The following is a 15,245-nucleotide window of genomic DNA, read 5'->3' on the forward strand; positions in this document are numbered from 1 at the left end:
GCGTTCAGTGTTTCCCGAGCGTCTTGCGCAGGTGCTCGATCTGTTCCGGCTTGATGCCGGCGATGTCCTTGATCGGCAGGGTCACGGCAAACCCGTTGCCCAGTCGGCTCAGTTCCAGTTCCGCGTCCAGGTGGTCCAGCATGCGCCGGGCAAGGCTGGACTCCAGCACCATCAGCAGCACCTTGCGGCCGGAGGTGTCCTTCAGGTCCATGACCGGGTTGCGCCGTAGCTGGGCGATGCCCTGGGCATCCAGTAGGGTCAGGCCGGCGGCCCCGTCGCGCTGAACGATCTCGATCGCGCGGTCGGCCAGGCTGCGCGGGATGACGGCGGCGATCAGAACGAATTGCATGGCAGAGTCTCCGTATCCGGGGGCGTCAGGGCGTGGTGGTCAGGTGGCCGACGAACTCCATGCCCTGAAGGGCGTTCACGTCCAGGGTGAAGGCAAGCCCGTTGTAGGGCTGGAACAGGTCGAGCTCCAGGTTCAGGCGCTGCGCAATGCGTTCGGCGCGCGCGGTATCCAGCTGCCAGATGCAGACCGACTCGTTGCCCTGGTAGGTCACGCCGAGAAAGGTCATGTGCTCGGGGAAACCGAGGCCCGAACCCTGGATCACCGCCCCGTCCGCGCCGCCTTCCTCGGCGGCGATGGCCAGGGCCTGCTCCTCGCGGTTCTGGTCGACGATCGCGATCAGAAAGGTCTCCTCCATGATGCTGCCCCCCCCGTGACGGGTTCCGTCAGTTGCCGAGATAGCGCCGCAGCACGCGCTGCCATTCGTCGGATTCCAGAATCTCGAGGATAGCGACGTTCATCGGGGCGCGCAGCAGCGAGCCCTGGGGCAGGGCCAGGGCATAGTCCTGGCGCAGAAACTCGACCGGCAGGACCTCCAGTTGCCCCGCAAAGTGCTCGCGGACCTGATAGCGCAGCAGCGGAGCGTCGTAGACCATGGCGTCGGCCCGGCCCTCGGCGACTGCGCCCAGTGCGGTGGCGAGGTCCGCATGGTCACGGTAGGCAAAGCCCTGGTCGTCCAGCCAGGCGGCGGCACTGGAGCCGCCGATGGTGGCGATGCGCTGGCCCTCCAGGTCGGAGACATTCTGGATGCCGGTATCCAGCGAGCTGACCGTCAGCGTGGTCGCAATGGCGGCGGTGAAGGTGGAGACCAGGATCAGCGCCGCGAACATCCAGACCAGCGCAATCGCGCGGCCGGGCAGGGTGCGCGGGGCCTTGTCGCCATAGCCCACCGTGGTCATGGTCACGGCGGCCCACCAGAACGCGGAGCCGAGCCCTTGTGCGGCACTGCCGCCGAACTCGTCAGCGTTGCGCCGGCGTTCGAACAGCCACAGCAGCGCACCCACCAGCAGGAGCAGTCCGGAGAGCGCGAGGATGACCATCAGGAAAGGTATGGAGATGAACGCGCGCAGGGCCCCGGCGACCGGGTTGCCCTGCTGGGGCACGGCAATCGACAGCCCGGTGCTGTAGTACGGATGGGTGAAGTCGACCCGTTCGGCGCGTTCAGCGGTCGCGGTTAGGGCCGCGACCGAGATATCGATACGGTCATTCCCCAGGCCCTCGATGAGTCCCTCGAGGCTGGTCTCCCGGTAGTTGGAGTCCAGTTCCATGCGTTCCGCGACCCGCTCCCACAGTTCGATGGCAATGCCGGAAGGAGCGGCGCCCGGCTCCTCCGGCGCAATCACGAACGGTGGCACGAAGCGCGTCCCCACGCGCAGGGTCGAATCGGCGCCGATGCCGCGGGCCCCATCTCCCTCGGCCTGAGCGGACGGCAGGCTCAGCAACGTGGCGAACACGAACACTGCGCCGGCCAGCAGCGACACAAACGGGGGCGAGCAGAGGGTGCGGGGCATGCGGACATCCGGTGGGGGCTTGCCCGTACCATAACCGTAAGATCGTCAACGAGGCAGTCTACGGGAGGGTGTTCATGCGGGATCCATTCGCCAATCCGAATAACAGTGAAGCGCGACCGACGCAGGGAATGGCTGTGGATGTCGGCTTCACGCTGGACTGGGTGAGTGCCGAGGCCCGTCACCGGGAGTGTCTGTTCCTGCCGTGGCTGGAGCCGGAACGGGACCGCTGGCCGGGCGATCTCGGGGCCGCCCTGCGCGGGTGGGGCGCGGGGGCGGCGCACAAGGCCTCCCGCGAGGCCGCCGCGGCCCTGGTTCCGCAAGGGGAGCCCGATCGCGTGCTGGAGCTCCCGGCGTCGGCATTCAACCGGGACCTGCGCCGGCATCGCCGGGTGGAGCCCCGTGCGGGGCGTTTCTACCCGCGTGCGTTCCTTGCCGGTCATGCGGGGATCGAGGCCGGGGATCGCGAGCTGTTCCGGATCGGGGCGCTGGAGGGTGATCACCTGGTGGCGGATCTGAATCATCCGCTGGCAGGGCACGACCTGCGGCTGCAGGCGCGGGTTATGGCGCGCCACGAGGTTGGGCGTGACGATGAGCGGGCGGTGGATGTCGCCCGGCTGCTGACGGCCCGCGGGCCGGGCATGCAGGCCCGCTGGCGTGGACGGCCGACTGATTTCTGGGTCGACGGGGCGCTGGGGCGCGAGGACCCGGAGTCCGATGCGGTGTTCTATGCCGCGCCGCGCCGGGTGCACCACCTGGACGCGACCGCGCGGGCCGAGATCGCCGCGCTGTATGGCGCCTGCATCCCGCCAGGCGCTAGGGTGCTCGACCTGATGAGCAGCTGGGAGTCCCACCTGGACCGGGTCGAGGCACCGGAAGCCGTGATCGGGCTGGGCATGAACGCCGAGGAACTGGCGGACAACCCCCGGCTGACGTCATCCTTGGTGCACGACCTGAACCTCCGTCCGGAACTGCCGTATGCGGCGGCGAGCTTCGATGCCGTGGTCTGTACCGCGTCGGTCGAATACCTGACGCAGCCCGAGGCGGTGTTCCGCGCGGTACGCGAGGTGCTGCGCCCGGACGGGGTGTTCATGGTCACGTTCTCCGATCGCTGCTTTCCGACCAAGGCGATCGCGGCCTGGGAGCCGCTGTACGACTTCGAGCGCATGGGGCTGGTCCTCGACGTCTTTCTGCGCGCCGGCTTCGTGGATCTGTCGACCTTCTCCCTGCGTGGGCTGCCGAGACCCCCGGACGACCCGTATGCCGGGCGACTGGGGCATGCCGATCCGGTGTTCGCGGTCTGGGGCCGGCGGCCGTGAGCGGCACCGTCCGCATCATCGGCGTCGATTGTGCGACCCAGCCACGCAAGACGGGCCTGGCTCTGGCCCGCTGGTCCGGCGGGGTTCTGCGTCTGGAGGCGGCACGGCGCGCATCCCCGACTGAACCGCCCGCCGCGATCCTGGGCGGCTGGATGGATACGCCGGAGCCCGTTCTGCTGTGCCTGGATGCGCCGCTTGGCTGGCCATCGAGCCTGGCAAGCGAGCTGGCCGGGCACCAGGCCGGGGCGGGCATCGCGGCGCACGCCGATGCAATGTTCCACCGTCATACAGACCGGGTGATCCGGGAGCGCCTTGGCAAACGCCCGCTGGAGGTGGGGGCGAACTTCATCGCGCGCACCGCGCTGGCGGCGGTCAACCTGTTGCAGGCCCTGCGCGACCACAGCGGGCAGTCGCTTCCGCTGCCCAGGGTGGCCGGGCCGATTGCCGATTCGACCGCGATCGAGGTGTATCCGGCCGCCTTGCGCAAGGTCCGAGGCTGGGAGACTCGGGTCGACGTCCGAGCCCGGCTGCCGGGGTCCTTCGAGGTGCCCGTGCCGGACCTGGACGATGTCACTGACGATGTGGTGGATGCCGTGCTGTGCGTGCTCGCCGGGGCCGATTTTCTGGACGGGCAGGCGGTGGCGCCGACGGCAGACGAGGCCGCGATCGCCGCGCGCGAGGGATGGATCTGGTCCGCCGACCCGGAACCGGTTCGCAGCCCGGGCCGGGCGCGCCCACGAACGCCGGTTTAACCGGTAAACTGCGCGATGATTCGAGTTGCCCGCGGCGCGGGCCTGACCAGTGGGGAGTGCATGGCCGCAAGCAAGGCCAAGACCGGGGGCAAGGGGAAGAAGACGGCGGAGCCGGTGGCCCCGCCGAGCCTGAGCGGGCAGCTGCTGCGCGGGCTGCGCGAGGGCGCGCTGCTGATCTTCGGCATGCTGGCGCTCTATCTGCTGGTGGCGCTGGCCAGCTATCACCCCGGCGATGCGGCGTGGTCGACCACCGGCGACGGCGAGGGCCTGCGCAATCTCGGCGGTACTACCGGGGCCTGGTTCGCGGATATCGCCTTTCACCTGCTGGGCTATCTGGCCTACCTGATCCCGCTGGCGGTCGCCGGCATTGGCTGGTGGCTGTTCCGGCATCGCCGCGAGGCGCAGATCGCCAGCCCGATGGAGCTGACTGTGCGTGGCCTGGCGCTGATCGTGGCGCTGATCGCCGGTTCGGCGCTGGCCGCGCTGCACCTGATGCCGGGCGGCATGCCGGTGCATGCCGGCGGCATCCTCGGTGACCTGTTCGGTGGCTGGGCGGTCGCCGGGTTGAGCCTGGTGGGTGGCACGCTGGTCCTGCTGGCGCTGTTCCTGGCGGGGGTGACCCTGTTCACCGGGCTATCCTGGTTCCTGCTGATGGACCGCCTTGGCCAGCTGGCCGTGCGCGGTTGGGAGCGTACCCGTGCGGCGATCGACTCGGCCCGTGACCGGCGTATTGGCGCCCGCGAGCGCGCCGAGCGCGAGACGCGGGTGGAGAAGGAGCGCAAGCGCACCGAGAAGCGGCCGCCGTCGCGGGTAGAGCCGCGCATCGAGACGCCGCCGCCCAGCCCGCGCGTGCAGAAGGAGAAGCAGGTTCCGCTGTTCACCGAGGGCAGCGGGGCCGATCCGCACCCGCCGCTGTCGCTGCTGGACGAGCCGCCACCGCCGCCCGAAGGTTTTTCGGAGGAGTCGCTGCAGGCGCTGTCGCGGCTGGTCGAGCTGAAGCTGAAGGATTTCGGCGTGGAGGTCGAGGTGGTCGCGGTGCAGCCGGGCCCCGTGATTACGCGCTTCGAGCTGCAACCGGCCGCCGGGGTCAAGGCCTCGCGTATCTCCGGGCTGTCCACCGACCTGGCGCGTTCGCTGTCGGTGATGGCGGTGCGCATCGTCGAGGTGATCCCGGGCAAGTCCACGGTGGGCCTGGAGATCCCGAACGAGAATCGCGAGATCGTGGCGCTCTCCGAGATCCTGCGCTCCGACCTGTTCGATTCGAACAAGTCGCCGCTGACCATGGCGCTGGGCAAGGATATCGGCGGCGCCCCGGTGATGGCGGATCTGGCGAAGATGCCGCACCTGCTGGTGGCCGGGACGACTGGTTCCGGCAAATCGGTGGGCGTGAACGCCATGCTGCTGTCGCTGCTGTACAAGGCGACTCCGGACGAGGTCCGGCTGATCCTGATCGACCCGAAGATGCTGGAGCTGTCCGTGTACGAGGGCATCCCGCATCTGCTGTGCGAGGTCGTGACCGACATGAAGGACGCCTCCAACGCCCTGCGTTGGGCGGTGGCGGAGATGGAGCGGCGCTACAAGCTGATGTCGGCAATGGGCGTGCGCAACATCGGCGGCTACAACAAGAAGGTGCGTGATGCCCAGGCCGCCGGCGAGCCCCTGAAGGATCCGCTGTTCAAGCCCGAGGAAGCGATTACCGAGACCGAGGCGCCGGAACTGGAGCCGCTGCCGTTTATCGTCATCGTGGTCGACGAGTTTGCCGATATGATCATGGTGGTCGGCAAGAAGGTCGAGGAGTTGATCGCGCGCCTGGCGCAGAAGGCCCGCGCCGCCGGTATCCACCTGATCCTGGCGACCCAGCGTCCGTCGGTGGACGTCATCACCGGCTTGATCAAGGCGAATATCCCGACCCGCATCGCCTTCCAGGTGTCCTCGCGGGTGGATTCGCGCACCATCCTCGACCAGATGGGGGCCGAGCACCTGCTGGGCCACGGCGACATGCTCTACCTGCCGCCGGGCAAGGCGATGCCGGAGCGCGTGCATGGTGCCTTCGTCGGGGATAACGAGGTACATCAGGTGGTCGAGTACCTGAAGTCCACCGGCGAGCCGGACTACAACGAGTCGATCCTCGAGGAGCCCGAGGCGGGGGCGGCCAGCATCCCTGGGCTGGAGTCGCCCGAGGGGGGCGAGAGCGAGTCGGATCCGCTGTATGATCAGGCGGTGCAGGTAGTGATCGAGTCACGCAAGGCCTCGATCTCGTTCGTCCAGCGGCGCCTCAAGATCGGCTACAACCGCGCTGCGCGCATGGTCGAGGACATGGAGGCCGCCGGCCTGGTCAGCCCCGTCCAGTCGAATGGTAACCGTGAGGTCCTGGTGCCCGGGCCGAACGACTGAGCACCTTGAACCCCGGCGCAGCGACAGGGTCCATGTTCCCGATCGGTGACGTGGTGCGCCATCCCCGAACGATACATTCACGCCCGGTTAAGCGACCGGGCGCAGGATGAGGTCAACCATCCTTCCGGAGCTTGCATGAACGTTCGTCTTCTTCCCCGCTTGCTGGTGGCCGTGGTCGTCTCGACCGTGCTGTTCGCCGGCGCCGTGCAGGCGGCTGACCGCACGCCCGCCGCGGATGCCCGCGCCGCGCTGGATCGCTTTGTCGACGGGCTGGAGAGCTTCTCCGCCGTGTTCACCCAGACGGTGCGCGACGACACGGGGTACGTGCTGCAGGAGTCCGACGGGCGCATGCAGCTGGGCATGCCCAACCGCCTGCACTGGGAGGTGACCGAGCCGTTCCCGCAGACCATCGTCTCCGACGGCCAGGACCTGTGGATGTACGACCCGGACCTGTCGCAGGCCACGGTGCGCCCGCTGGGCGATGCCTTCGATGCGACCCCGATCGCCGCGATCACTCAGCCGGAGCGCCTCGACGAACACTTCCGCATGTCATTGCAGCCGGTGCCGGATGGTGACGCCCTGCGCCTGGTGCTGGTGCCGCGCAACGAGCAGGCCGACTTCACCAGCCTGGACCTGGACCTGACCGCGGAGGGGGATCTGACCCGCATGGCCTTCCGCGACATCTTCGGCCAGGAGACCGTTATCCGCTTCCACGAGACCGAGCGCAACGCCGACCTCGACCCGGCCATCTTCACCTTCGACCCACCCTCCGGCACCGACATCTACCGCCCGTAAACACGTCCCGTCCGCGCTTGGTCCTCTGCGCAAGGCACGAAAAACCAAGGGCGATTTACAGGAAGGCAGGAAGGTGGGAAGGGTTCTTGGGGGAAACGTGGTAGCAGAACGTTTACAACGTTTACGTGGTTCCCCGTTCATGGGTCACGGCACCGCGCCACGGCCCCATCAATCTTCGAACCTTCCCATCTTCCTGTGAATCGCCCTTGCCTATATTCGGGCGCTTCGTAGTGACTAAGGGGTCTTTCCCCCGAGGCGTTACAATCGCGCCATGAGCGATTCCCCCGAAGGCGATCTGTTCGGTCCGGATCCGGACATGGCGTCGCCCGAACCCGAACCGGAGCCGCCCCCGGCTGGCCCCGACCCGACCGCGCCGCTGGCCGAACGCATGCGTCCGGCGCGGCTGGACGAGATGGTCGGCCAGGATCACCTGGTCGGTCCGGATGCCGCCCTGCGCCAGGCGATCGAGCAGGGCCAGACCCCCTCCATGATCCTGTGGGGCCCGCCCGGCTGCGGCAAGACCACGCTGGCGCGGCTGGTGGCGGCGGCCGGCGCCCAGCGACTGGTGACGCTGTCCGCCGTACTGGCCGGGGTGAAGGACGTTCGTGCGGTTGTGGAGTCCGCGAAGGCGCGCCGGCGCAATGGGGTCGGCACGCTGTTGTTCATCGACGAGATCCATCGCTTCAACAAGGGCCAGCAGGATGCGCTGCTGCCGCATATCGAGGACGGCACGCTGACCTTCGTGGGCGCGACCACGGAGAATCCGTCGTTCGCCCTGAACAGCGCGTTGCTGTCGCGGGCGCGGGTTTACCGCATGGAGGCGGTGGGGGCGGAAGCGGTCGAGTCCCTGATCGAGCGCGCCCTGGAGGATCCGGAGCGGGGCCTGGGCGGCCGCGGCCTGACACTGGATGCGGAGGAGCGTCAGCGCCTGGCGCGGGCCGCGGACGGGGATGCCCGGCGTGCCCTGAACTGGCTGGAGACCGCCTCCGACCTGGCCCGCGACGGGGCGATTACCGGAGACGCCCTGCGCGCGGTCATGGGCGCGCAGTCCCTGGCCTTCGACCGCCAGGGCGATGCCTTCTACGACCAGATCTCCGCCTTGCACAAGTCGGTGCGCGGTTCCGACCCCAACGCGGCGGTGTACTGGCTGACGCGCATGCTGGATGCCGGCTGCGACCCGGACTACCTGGGTCGGCGGCTGCTGCGCATGGCCTACGAGGACATCGGCCTGGCCGCGGTGGGGCTGGGCGCGCGGGTGCTGGCGGCCTGGCAGACCCTGGAACGCCTGGGCCGGCCGGAGGGTGACCTGGCGCTGGTGCAGGCGGTGATCGAACTGGCCGCCGCACCCAAGAGCAACAGTGCCTACGTTGCGCTGAACCAGGCGCGCGCGGCGATCCGCGAGACCGGGAGCCCGGGCGTGCCGCTGCATCTGCGCAACGCGCCGACCGAGCTGATGCGCGCGGAAGGCTTCGGGGCCGGGTACCGCTACGATCACGACGAGCCCGATGGCTTCGCCCGCGGGCAGGTCTACCTGCCGGAGGGTCTGGAAGACGCGCGCTTCTACAGCCCGCGCCGGGACGGCACCGAGCGCGCGCTGGCGGAGCGCCTGGACCGTCTGCACGACGCGGGCGGAAACCCCGGCGCGGAGGGCTGACCGGGTTGCGCATCCGGCATCACAAGCGGTGGCTGACGGTGGCGGCGATCCTGTTCGGCGTGTCGCTGGCGTGGATCCTGCTGACCACCGAGTGGCCGAGCCTTGGCTTCCCGCTGGGCGAGGTGGAGGCCTGGCTGCGGGGCTGGGGTGCGGGTGCCTATCTGGTGTTCGTGCTGGCCTTCATGCTGCTGGCCCTGTTCCCGCTGCCCAGTACCTTCTGGATCCTGCTGGGCGGGGCGTTGTTCGGCCCCTTCACCGGCGCCGCCCTCAGCCTGCTGGCAGCGACCCTGGCGGCGGTCATTGCCTTCCTGCTGGCGCGTACCTGGCTGCAGCCCTGGCTGGCCCCGCGCATGGGCCCGCGTAGCACGCGGCTGCGCGCCGATGTGGAGGCCGAGGGCTGGCGGGTTGTGGCCCTGACCCGTCTGGTGCCAGTGTTTCCGTTCGCGCCGACGAACTACGCCCTGGGACTGGTGCGTCTGCCGTTGCCGGTCTTCGCGCTGACCACCATGCTGGCCCTGATCCCCAGCCTGTTCGCCTATGCCTGGCTGGGGCACGCCACCCGGGAGATGGCCAGTGGCGCCGACAGCGGGGTCCAGCTGGGGCTGGCCCTGCTCGCGGTGCTGGCGCTGCTGTTGCTGCTGCCGCGCCTGGTGCGCCGCATCTGGCTGGGCCAGAAGACACTGCACACCGAGGCGCCAATGACTTCAGTGTCTCCCTCAGACCCAGGCGAGCAGGACCCCGATGCCCAGGGCGAGGAACAGCAGGGCGGCGAGCGCGCGTAACAGCCGCAGGGGCAGGTGGCAGGCGAAGCGCTGGCCCAGCCACACCACCGGGGCATTCGCGAGCACCATGCCGATGGTCGAGCCGATCACGACCAGGATCAGGCTGTCGAAGGTCGCGGCCAGCGCGCCGGTGGCGACCTGGGTCTTGTCGCCCATCTCGACCAGGAAGAACAGCACCGTGGTGGTCCAGAACACGCCGTGTTTCGACGCGGCCGGCAGCTCGTCCTCGCCATCCGGGACCAGTACCCAGGCGGCCATCACGATGAACCCGATCCCCAGACCCCAGCGCAGCCAGTCCTCCGGGATGCTGGCGCCGATCCACACGCCCACCAGCGCGGCCAGGAAGTGATTGGCCAGCGTGGCCACCACGATGCCCCAGATGATGGGCCAGGTCTGCTGGTAGCGGCAGATCAGGAGCAGGGCGAGGAGCTGGGTCTTGTCGCCCATCTCGGCGATGGCGACGATGACGGTAGAGACGAGCAGGGCTTCCATGACGGTCTTCCGGGCCGGGTGGGTGGGCAAGACACGTGACATCGCACCACCCACCCGGCCACGGATCGGGGCGCCATGCCACAGGTCTCGCGGGGCCCGGTGCCGCATCGGCGGCGGGGCTGTCTGCACCACGGTCCTCCGGGCGGAGGATCGAATCTGTTGATGCAGACCCCGGTGAGGCCAGGCCACCCGGGTCGCTACTCCCCTGAAGCTGGCCGGATTCTAGTCATCCCGGTCCGCGCGGGCAAGGACGATCGCGGCTCCGGGCTGCGGCGCTGACGAGGCTTGGGTAGCATGCGCGCGATGAAAACCTTCGTTCACTGGGTCGATCGCGCACCCCTGTGGCTGTTTGCCCTGCTGGTTGCGACCGTCGGCCTGGCCCCCTGGACCCCCGAGCCGCATGTTGCGGAGAAACTGCGCTGGCTGTTCGCCGGTGAGCTGACGCGGCTACCGGACATTCTTGACCTGGTCCTCCACGCCACACCGTGGCTGTTTATGGCCTTCAAGCTCTACCGCAACAGCGTCACGGCCCGCGGCACCCCCTGACCCGAGTGTTTCCCCGCCGCTTGTGGGAAATCGACGCCGCGATCACCGGCCGCTACCGTTTTCGCACCTTTTCAACCCCGGGAGACTCCCATGCGCTTTATTGTTGCCGTCACCGCCGGTACCGACGACCCGACCCGCGCCACGCTTGGCATGATTGCCGCCAATGTGGCCAAGCAGCAGGGCCACGATGTGACCGTCTGGCTGCAAGGCGAGGCCGTGAACATCGCCAACCGCAACGTGTACGACAAGATCGTTGGCCACAACATGCCGGCAATGAAGGACATCGTGGATTCGCTGGTGAGTGAAGGCGTCCCGTTCTGGGCCTGCGAGGCCTGCGCCAAGGGTCGCGACGTCGGCGAGCACAACTTCCTCCCGAACGCCGAGATGGCCGGCATGGGCCACTACGTCCAGGCCGTCGCCGAGTTCGACCGCTCCATGAGCTTCTGATCGGCCGGGCCGTTCCGCGGGCGGGGCGTGATGCCCCGCCCGTTTTTGCTTGTACCCCCCGCTGTCAGTCGGTCGAACTGGCACATCGCATGCTTGTTTGTTCCGGGAGTGATTCACGGACGACGAGCATGACCCAGAACACATCCCCGAATTTTTCCCTCGAAGAGTCCATTGGCGATTTCCTGGTCGCCTCGCGCAAGTGCGAGGTGGTGAGCCTGGAGCGCCTGCTGGAGGCGGTGCAGCTGGTCGGGCGCATCCGCGCGCTGGTGCATGCCCTGCAGCGCGAGCGCGGGGCCTCCAGCCTCTGGATCGGGTCCGGCGGCCAGCGCTATACCCGCGAACTGGAGCAGTACCGGGCCGAATCGGACGCCGCCGCGGCCGCGTTCCGCGAGCACCTGGATGGCTGGCTGGCCCCGGACGCCTGCGCCCATGGCCGCAGTCGGCTGCTGGGGCGCATGGCGCTGGCGCTGCATGGCCTGTCCGGCCTGGGCAGCCTGCGCGAGGAGGTCCTGGAGCTGACCCTGAGCCCGATGGACTCGACCCGCGGCTTCAGCGAGCTGATTCGCGCCCTGATGGCCCTGGTGTTCGAGGCTGCGGATTCGGCGACCGATCCCGAGGTCTCGCGGGCCCTGGTGGCCCTGCTGAACTTCATGCAGGGCAAGGAACTGGCAGGGCAGGAGCGCGCGATCGGGGCCGCCGGGTTTGGCGCCGCGAACTTCGAGCCCGAACTGCGCCAGGCGCTGGTCCATCGGATCGATGCCCAGGAACGGGCGTTCCGCATCTTCTCCGAGTTCGCGGCACCGGCGGCCTGTGCCGCCTGGCGCGAGCTGCAGACGGCGGCCTTCGCCGCCGACATCGAGCGCCTTCGCCGTCGGGCCTGTACCGAGGCTTCCGGGCACCACGACCCCGCCCGGGCCGAGGAATGGTTTGCCTGTACCACCGCGCGCATCGACGCGATGAAGGAGATCGAGGATCTGCTGGAGATGCACCTGAACGAGTGCTGCTCGGCACGCATCACGGCGGATCGCGCGGACCTCGGCGCGGTGCGTGACCGGGTCGCGCAACTCGCCGAGTCGGAACTGCGCGACAGCGTCCCGTATGCGGTGTTCTTCGGCGCGCCGGAGGGCCTGGAGCCCGCGCAGGAGCAGGGCGATGCCGCACTCAACGTACCCATCGTCGGACACTCGGTGATGGACCTGGTGCAGCGCCAGGCGGCCCGGCTGCAGTCGGTGGAGGACGAGCTGCATGCGGCACGCCAGGCCCTGGCCGAGCGCAAGACCATCGAGCGTGCCAAGGCGCTGCTGATCCAGCACCGCGGCCTCAGCGAGGATCAGGCCTACAAGCTCCTGCGCCAGACGGCGATGAACCAGAACCGGCGCCTGGCCGAGGTCGCCGAGGCGACCGTCGCGATGTCCGATCTGCTGGGAAAGGGCGGCCTGTAGCTAACTCCCCGGGAAATGGATGCCGGCCCTGTGGGAGCGGGCTTGCCCGCGAAGCCCCTGCCAGTGTCCGCGACTGGCAGGGGCTTCGCCGCCAGGGCGGCTCCTACAGGTAGTGCACCAGCGCGGTTCATCTGCACCGCAAGCGCGCCCCAGTCTGGTGCCTTGCGGATCGTCTCCCGGGCGCCGGGTTTTCCGAAAGCGTTCGACTCCATACGGCGAACCATCCGATTTTCCCGCGCCATGGCGCGATTGTTTCTGGCGGGGTCGATTAGCAACGGCTAATTGGCACACCTCCTGCAGGAATACCGGCAAGACGAGCCAACGGCGGTTCGTCGCCTGACAACAGGGAGACCCGACGACCGGGCCTCCCACGGGACTGGACAAAGGCGTCCATCACCCGGCTGCAAACGCGGCCGGGCTGATGCGACGCCTTTTTTCGTTTTTGGGATGTGTTTGCTGACAAGGGGAGTGAACCCGCAATGACCGATCACACGAATGACACGAAAAAGACCTCCGGCCTGTCGCGCCGGCGTTTCCTGGGCGGCATGGCCGCCGGGATCGGCGCGACCGCGCTGGGTGTTTCCGGGGCCGCGCCGTGGGGCTATGCGAAGGCCGGCAACGGCAAGCCGGAGACGACCGAGGCGAAGCTGGGCTTTATCGCCCTGACCGACGCCGCGCCGCTGTTCGTCGCGCTGGAGAAGGGATTCTTCGCCGCCCATGGCATGCCCGACGTGCAGGTGCTGAAGCAGTCCTCCTGGGGCACGGTGCGCGACAACCTGGAACTGGGCTCGCGCCGCGGCGGTATCGATGGCTCGCACATCCTGACGCCGATGCCCTACCTGATCCACCGCCGTGGCACGCCGATGACGATCCTCGCGCGGCTGAACCTGGCCGGGCAGTGCATCTCGGTGGGCGACGAATACGCGGACCTGAAGGTCGGGACCGACACTACCGAGTTCAAGGGCGCGCTGGCCGAGAAGGCCGCCGGCGGTGACGACATCCGCGCGGCGATGACCTTTCCCGGCGGGACCCATGACCTGTGGATCCGCTACTGGATGGCCGCCGGTGGGATCGACCCGGATCGCGACATCGCCACCATCGTCGTCCCGCCGGCGCAGATGGTCGCCAACATGCGCGTCGGTTCCATGGACACCTTCTGTGTCTGCGAGCCCTGGAACATGCAGCTGATCAACCAGGGCATCGGCTACACCGCGAACACCACCGGCGAGCTCTGGCACAACCACCCGGAAAAGGCGCTGGGGATGCGCGCGGACTGGGTGGAAGCCAATCCGAATGCGGCCCGCGCCCTGACAATGGCGGTAATGGAGGCGCAGATGTACTGCGAGGATCCGGCGAACAAGGAAGAGGTCGCCGAGATCTGTTCGCGCCGGCGCTACATCCACGCCCCGTACGCCGACATCATCGATCGCATGCAGGGGAACTTCGACTACGGCACCGGCCGCGTGGTCGAGGACCACCCCGACCAGATGCGCTACTGGAAGGACCAGGCCTCCTATCCCTTCAAGAGCCACGACCTGTGGTTCCTTACCGAGGACATCCGCTGGGGTTACCTGCCGCCGGATCTCGACATGCAGGCCCTGGTAGACGAGGTCAACCGCGAGGATATCTGGCGCGAGGCGGCCGACACGCTTGGCATCGATTCGGCCGACATCCCCGAATCCACCTCGCGCGGCCAGGAAACGTTCTTCGACGGCAAGGTCTTCGACCCGGAAGACCCGCAGGCCTACCTCGACAGCCTGGAGATCAAGGCGATCGCGTCCTGACGCGGTGGCCCGCCGACACCTGCACAGACGATTCAAGAGGATTCGATGATGAGTGCCATTCTCGATCGCAACATGACCTTCGGCGCCGGGCGCGAACGCCCGGCGGCCGCGGAGACCTCCACGGCCCCGGTGGCCCGCTCGGCCCCGCCGTCGGCCCGGTCCGGCGGTGCCCCGCCGCCCGACCCCGGGCTCTGGGGCCGGCGTATGCGCCACGCGGCCACCGTGGTGCTGCCCCCGGTGATCGTGACCGCGATTTTTTTGTTTCTGTGGGAAATGATGACGTCCTCCCAGGGAGCCGTACTGCCCGGCCCGAGTCAGGTGATCACCGACACCTGGGAACTGATCGTCAATCCGTTCTATGACCACGGTGGCAACGACGTGGGCATGGCCTGGCAGCTGCTTGCCAGCCTGGAACGTGTGGCCTACGGCTATGCCCTGGCGGTGGTGGCCGGGATCGGTCTCGGCGTGCTGGTCGGCCAGTCCACCTGGGCGATGCGCGGGCTGGACCCGCTGTTCCAGGTACTGCGCACTGTACCGCCGCTGGCCTGGCTGCCGATCTCCCTGGCCGCGTTCCAGGCCAGCAACCCGTCGGCCATCTTCGTGATCTTCATCACCGCGATCTGGCCGATCATCATCAACACCTCGGTCGGCATCCGGAACATCTCGCAGGACTACGTGAACGTGGCCCGCGTGCTGCGCCTGAACGGTCTTGAGTACTTCACCAAGATCATGCTCCCGGCCGCCGCGCCGTATGTCTTCTCCGGTCTGCGCATCGGCATCGGCCTCGCCTGGCTGGCGATCGTCGCCGCCGAGATGCTGATCGGCGGGGTCGGCATCGGCTTCTTTATCTGGGATGCCTGGAACGCCTCCATGCTCAGCGACATCGTGCTGGCCCTGGTCTACGTCGGCCTGGTCGGGTTCTTCCTCGACCGCCTGGTCGCGATCGTCGGCAAATGGGTCACCCGCGGCACGCAGGCCGGCTGA

The 15,245-nt window shown here is 68.4% G+C and carries 15 protein-coding genes; 11 read left to right on the top strand and 4 right to left on the bottom strand.

Annotation, left to right across the window (positions count from 1 at the left end; all coding sequences use genetic code 11):
• Positions 1-4: 4 nt before the first annotated feature.
• The 3 genes from C996_RS0105205 to C996_RS0105215 are packed head-to-tail and all read right to left on the bottom strand — an operon-like array spanning position 5 to position 1,857.
• Complete coding sequence (locus C996_RS0105205; protein WP_018866394.1) at positions 5-349, bottom strand: hypothetical protein; 345 nt, start codon at positions 347-349, stop codon at positions 5-7.
• Between the two features lie 25 nt (positions 350-374).
• Entirely contained in the window at positions 375-704 is a 330-nt protein-coding gene (locus C996_RS0105210; RefSeq protein WP_018866395.1) for a hypothetical protein, read from the bottom strand.
• Between the two features lie 28 nt (positions 705-732).
• Entirely contained in the window at positions 733-1,857 is a 1,125-nt protein-coding gene (locus C996_RS0105215; RefSeq protein ID WP_018866396.1) for a transporter substrate-binding domain-containing protein, read from the bottom strand.
• A 74-nt stretch (positions 1,858-1,931) separates the two neighbouring features.
• Here C996_RS0105215 and C996_RS0105220 point away from each other — a divergent pair, with 74 nt between their 5' ends.
• The 6 genes from C996_RS0105220 (at position 1,932) to C996_RS0105245 (ending at position 9,550) form a co-directional block, all read left to right on the top strand.
• The gene (locus C996_RS0105220; RefSeq protein WP_026279210.1) at positions 1,932-3,173 is read left to right on the top strand and encodes a methyltransferase domain-containing protein; all 1,242 of its coding nucleotides are present in this window, start codon (positions 1,932-1,934) and stop codon (positions 3,171-3,173) included.
• A complete protein-coding gene (locus C996_RS0105225; RefSeq protein WP_018866398.1) occupies positions 3,170-3,925 on the top strand; it encodes a DUF429 domain-containing protein in 756 nt (251 codons plus the stop codon). Before C996_RS0105220 ends, C996_RS0105225 begins: the two co-directional genes overlap by 4 nt.
• A 60-nt stretch (positions 3,926-3,985) precedes the next feature.
• Positions 3,986-6,319: a DNA translocase FtsK gene (locus tag C996_RS0105230; RefSeq protein WP_038035675.1), complete on the top strand. Its 2,334-nt coding sequence runs from the start codon at positions 3,986-3,988 to the stop codon at positions 6,317-6,319.
• A 135-nt stretch (positions 6,320-6,454) separates the two neighbouring features.
• Complete coding sequence (gene lolA, locus C996_RS0105235) at positions 6,455-7,114, top strand: outer membrane lipoprotein chaperone LolA (protein WP_026279212.1); 660 nt, start codon at positions 6,455-6,457, stop codon at positions 7,112-7,114.
• Between the two features lie 271 nt (positions 7,115-7,385).
• Positions 7,386-8,768 (top strand): replication-associated recombination protein A, encoded by a 1,383-nt coding sequence (locus tag C996_RS0105240; protein ID WP_018866401.1) that lies wholly within the window; start codon positions 7,386-7,388, stop codon positions 8,766-8,768.
• 5 nt (positions 8,769-8,773) lie between these two features.
• Complete coding sequence (locus C996_RS0105245; protein WP_018866402.1) at positions 8,774-9,550, top strand: TVP38/TMEM64 family protein; 777 nt, start codon at positions 8,774-8,776, stop codon at positions 9,548-9,550.
• Here the strand turns inward: C996_RS0105245 and C996_RS0105250 are convergent.
• Positions 9,485-10,042, bottom strand: coding sequence for a TMEM165/GDT1 family protein (locus tag C996_RS0105250; protein ID WP_018866403.1), 558 nt, complete (start codon positions 10,040-10,042; stop codon positions 9,485-9,487). The two genes, C996_RS0105245 and C996_RS0105250, sit on opposite strands and share 66 nt — an antisense overlap.
• Before the next feature lie 303 nt (positions 10,043-10,345).
• Here C996_RS0105250 and C996_RS0105255 point away from each other — a divergent pair, with 303 nt between their 5' ends.
• The 5 genes from C996_RS0105255 to ntrB all read left to right on the top strand — a co-directional run bounded on the left by C996_RS0105255 (position 10,346) and on the right by ntrB (position 15,245).
• A complete protein-coding gene (locus C996_RS0105255) occupies positions 10,346-10,588 on the top strand; it encodes a hypothetical protein (RefSeq protein ID WP_026279213.1) in 243 nt (80 codons plus the stop codon).
• Positions 10,589-10,678: 90 nt separating this feature from the next.
• Entirely contained in the window at positions 10,679-11,035 is a 357-nt protein-coding gene (locus C996_RS0105260) for a DsrE family protein (protein ID WP_017941855.1), read from the top strand.
• 128 nt (positions 11,036-11,163) lie between these two features.
• Positions 11,164-12,477 (top strand): nitrate regulatory protein, encoded by a 1,314-nt coding sequence (locus C996_RS0105265; RefSeq protein WP_018866405.1) that lies wholly within the window; start codon positions 11,164-11,166, stop codon positions 12,475-12,477.
• Between the two features lie 479 nt (positions 12,478-12,956).
• Positions 12,957-14,261, top strand: coding sequence for a CmpA/NrtA family ABC transporter substrate-binding protein (locus C996_RS0105270; RefSeq protein ID WP_018866406.1), 1,305 nt, complete (start codon positions 12,957-12,959; stop codon positions 14,259-14,261).
• A 48-nt stretch (positions 14,262-14,309) separates the two neighbouring features.
• On the top strand, positions 14,310-15,245 hold the full coding sequence (gene ntrB / locus C996_RS0105275) for a nitrate ABC transporter permease (protein WP_018866407.1): 936 nt from the start codon (positions 14,310-14,312) through the stop codon (positions 15,243-15,245).

The organism is Thioalkalivibrio sp. ALE25 (assembly GCF_000377285.1).
Lineage (GTDB): Bacteria > Pseudomonadota > Gammaproteobacteria > Ectothiorhodospirales > Ectothiorhodospiraceae > Thioalkalivibrio.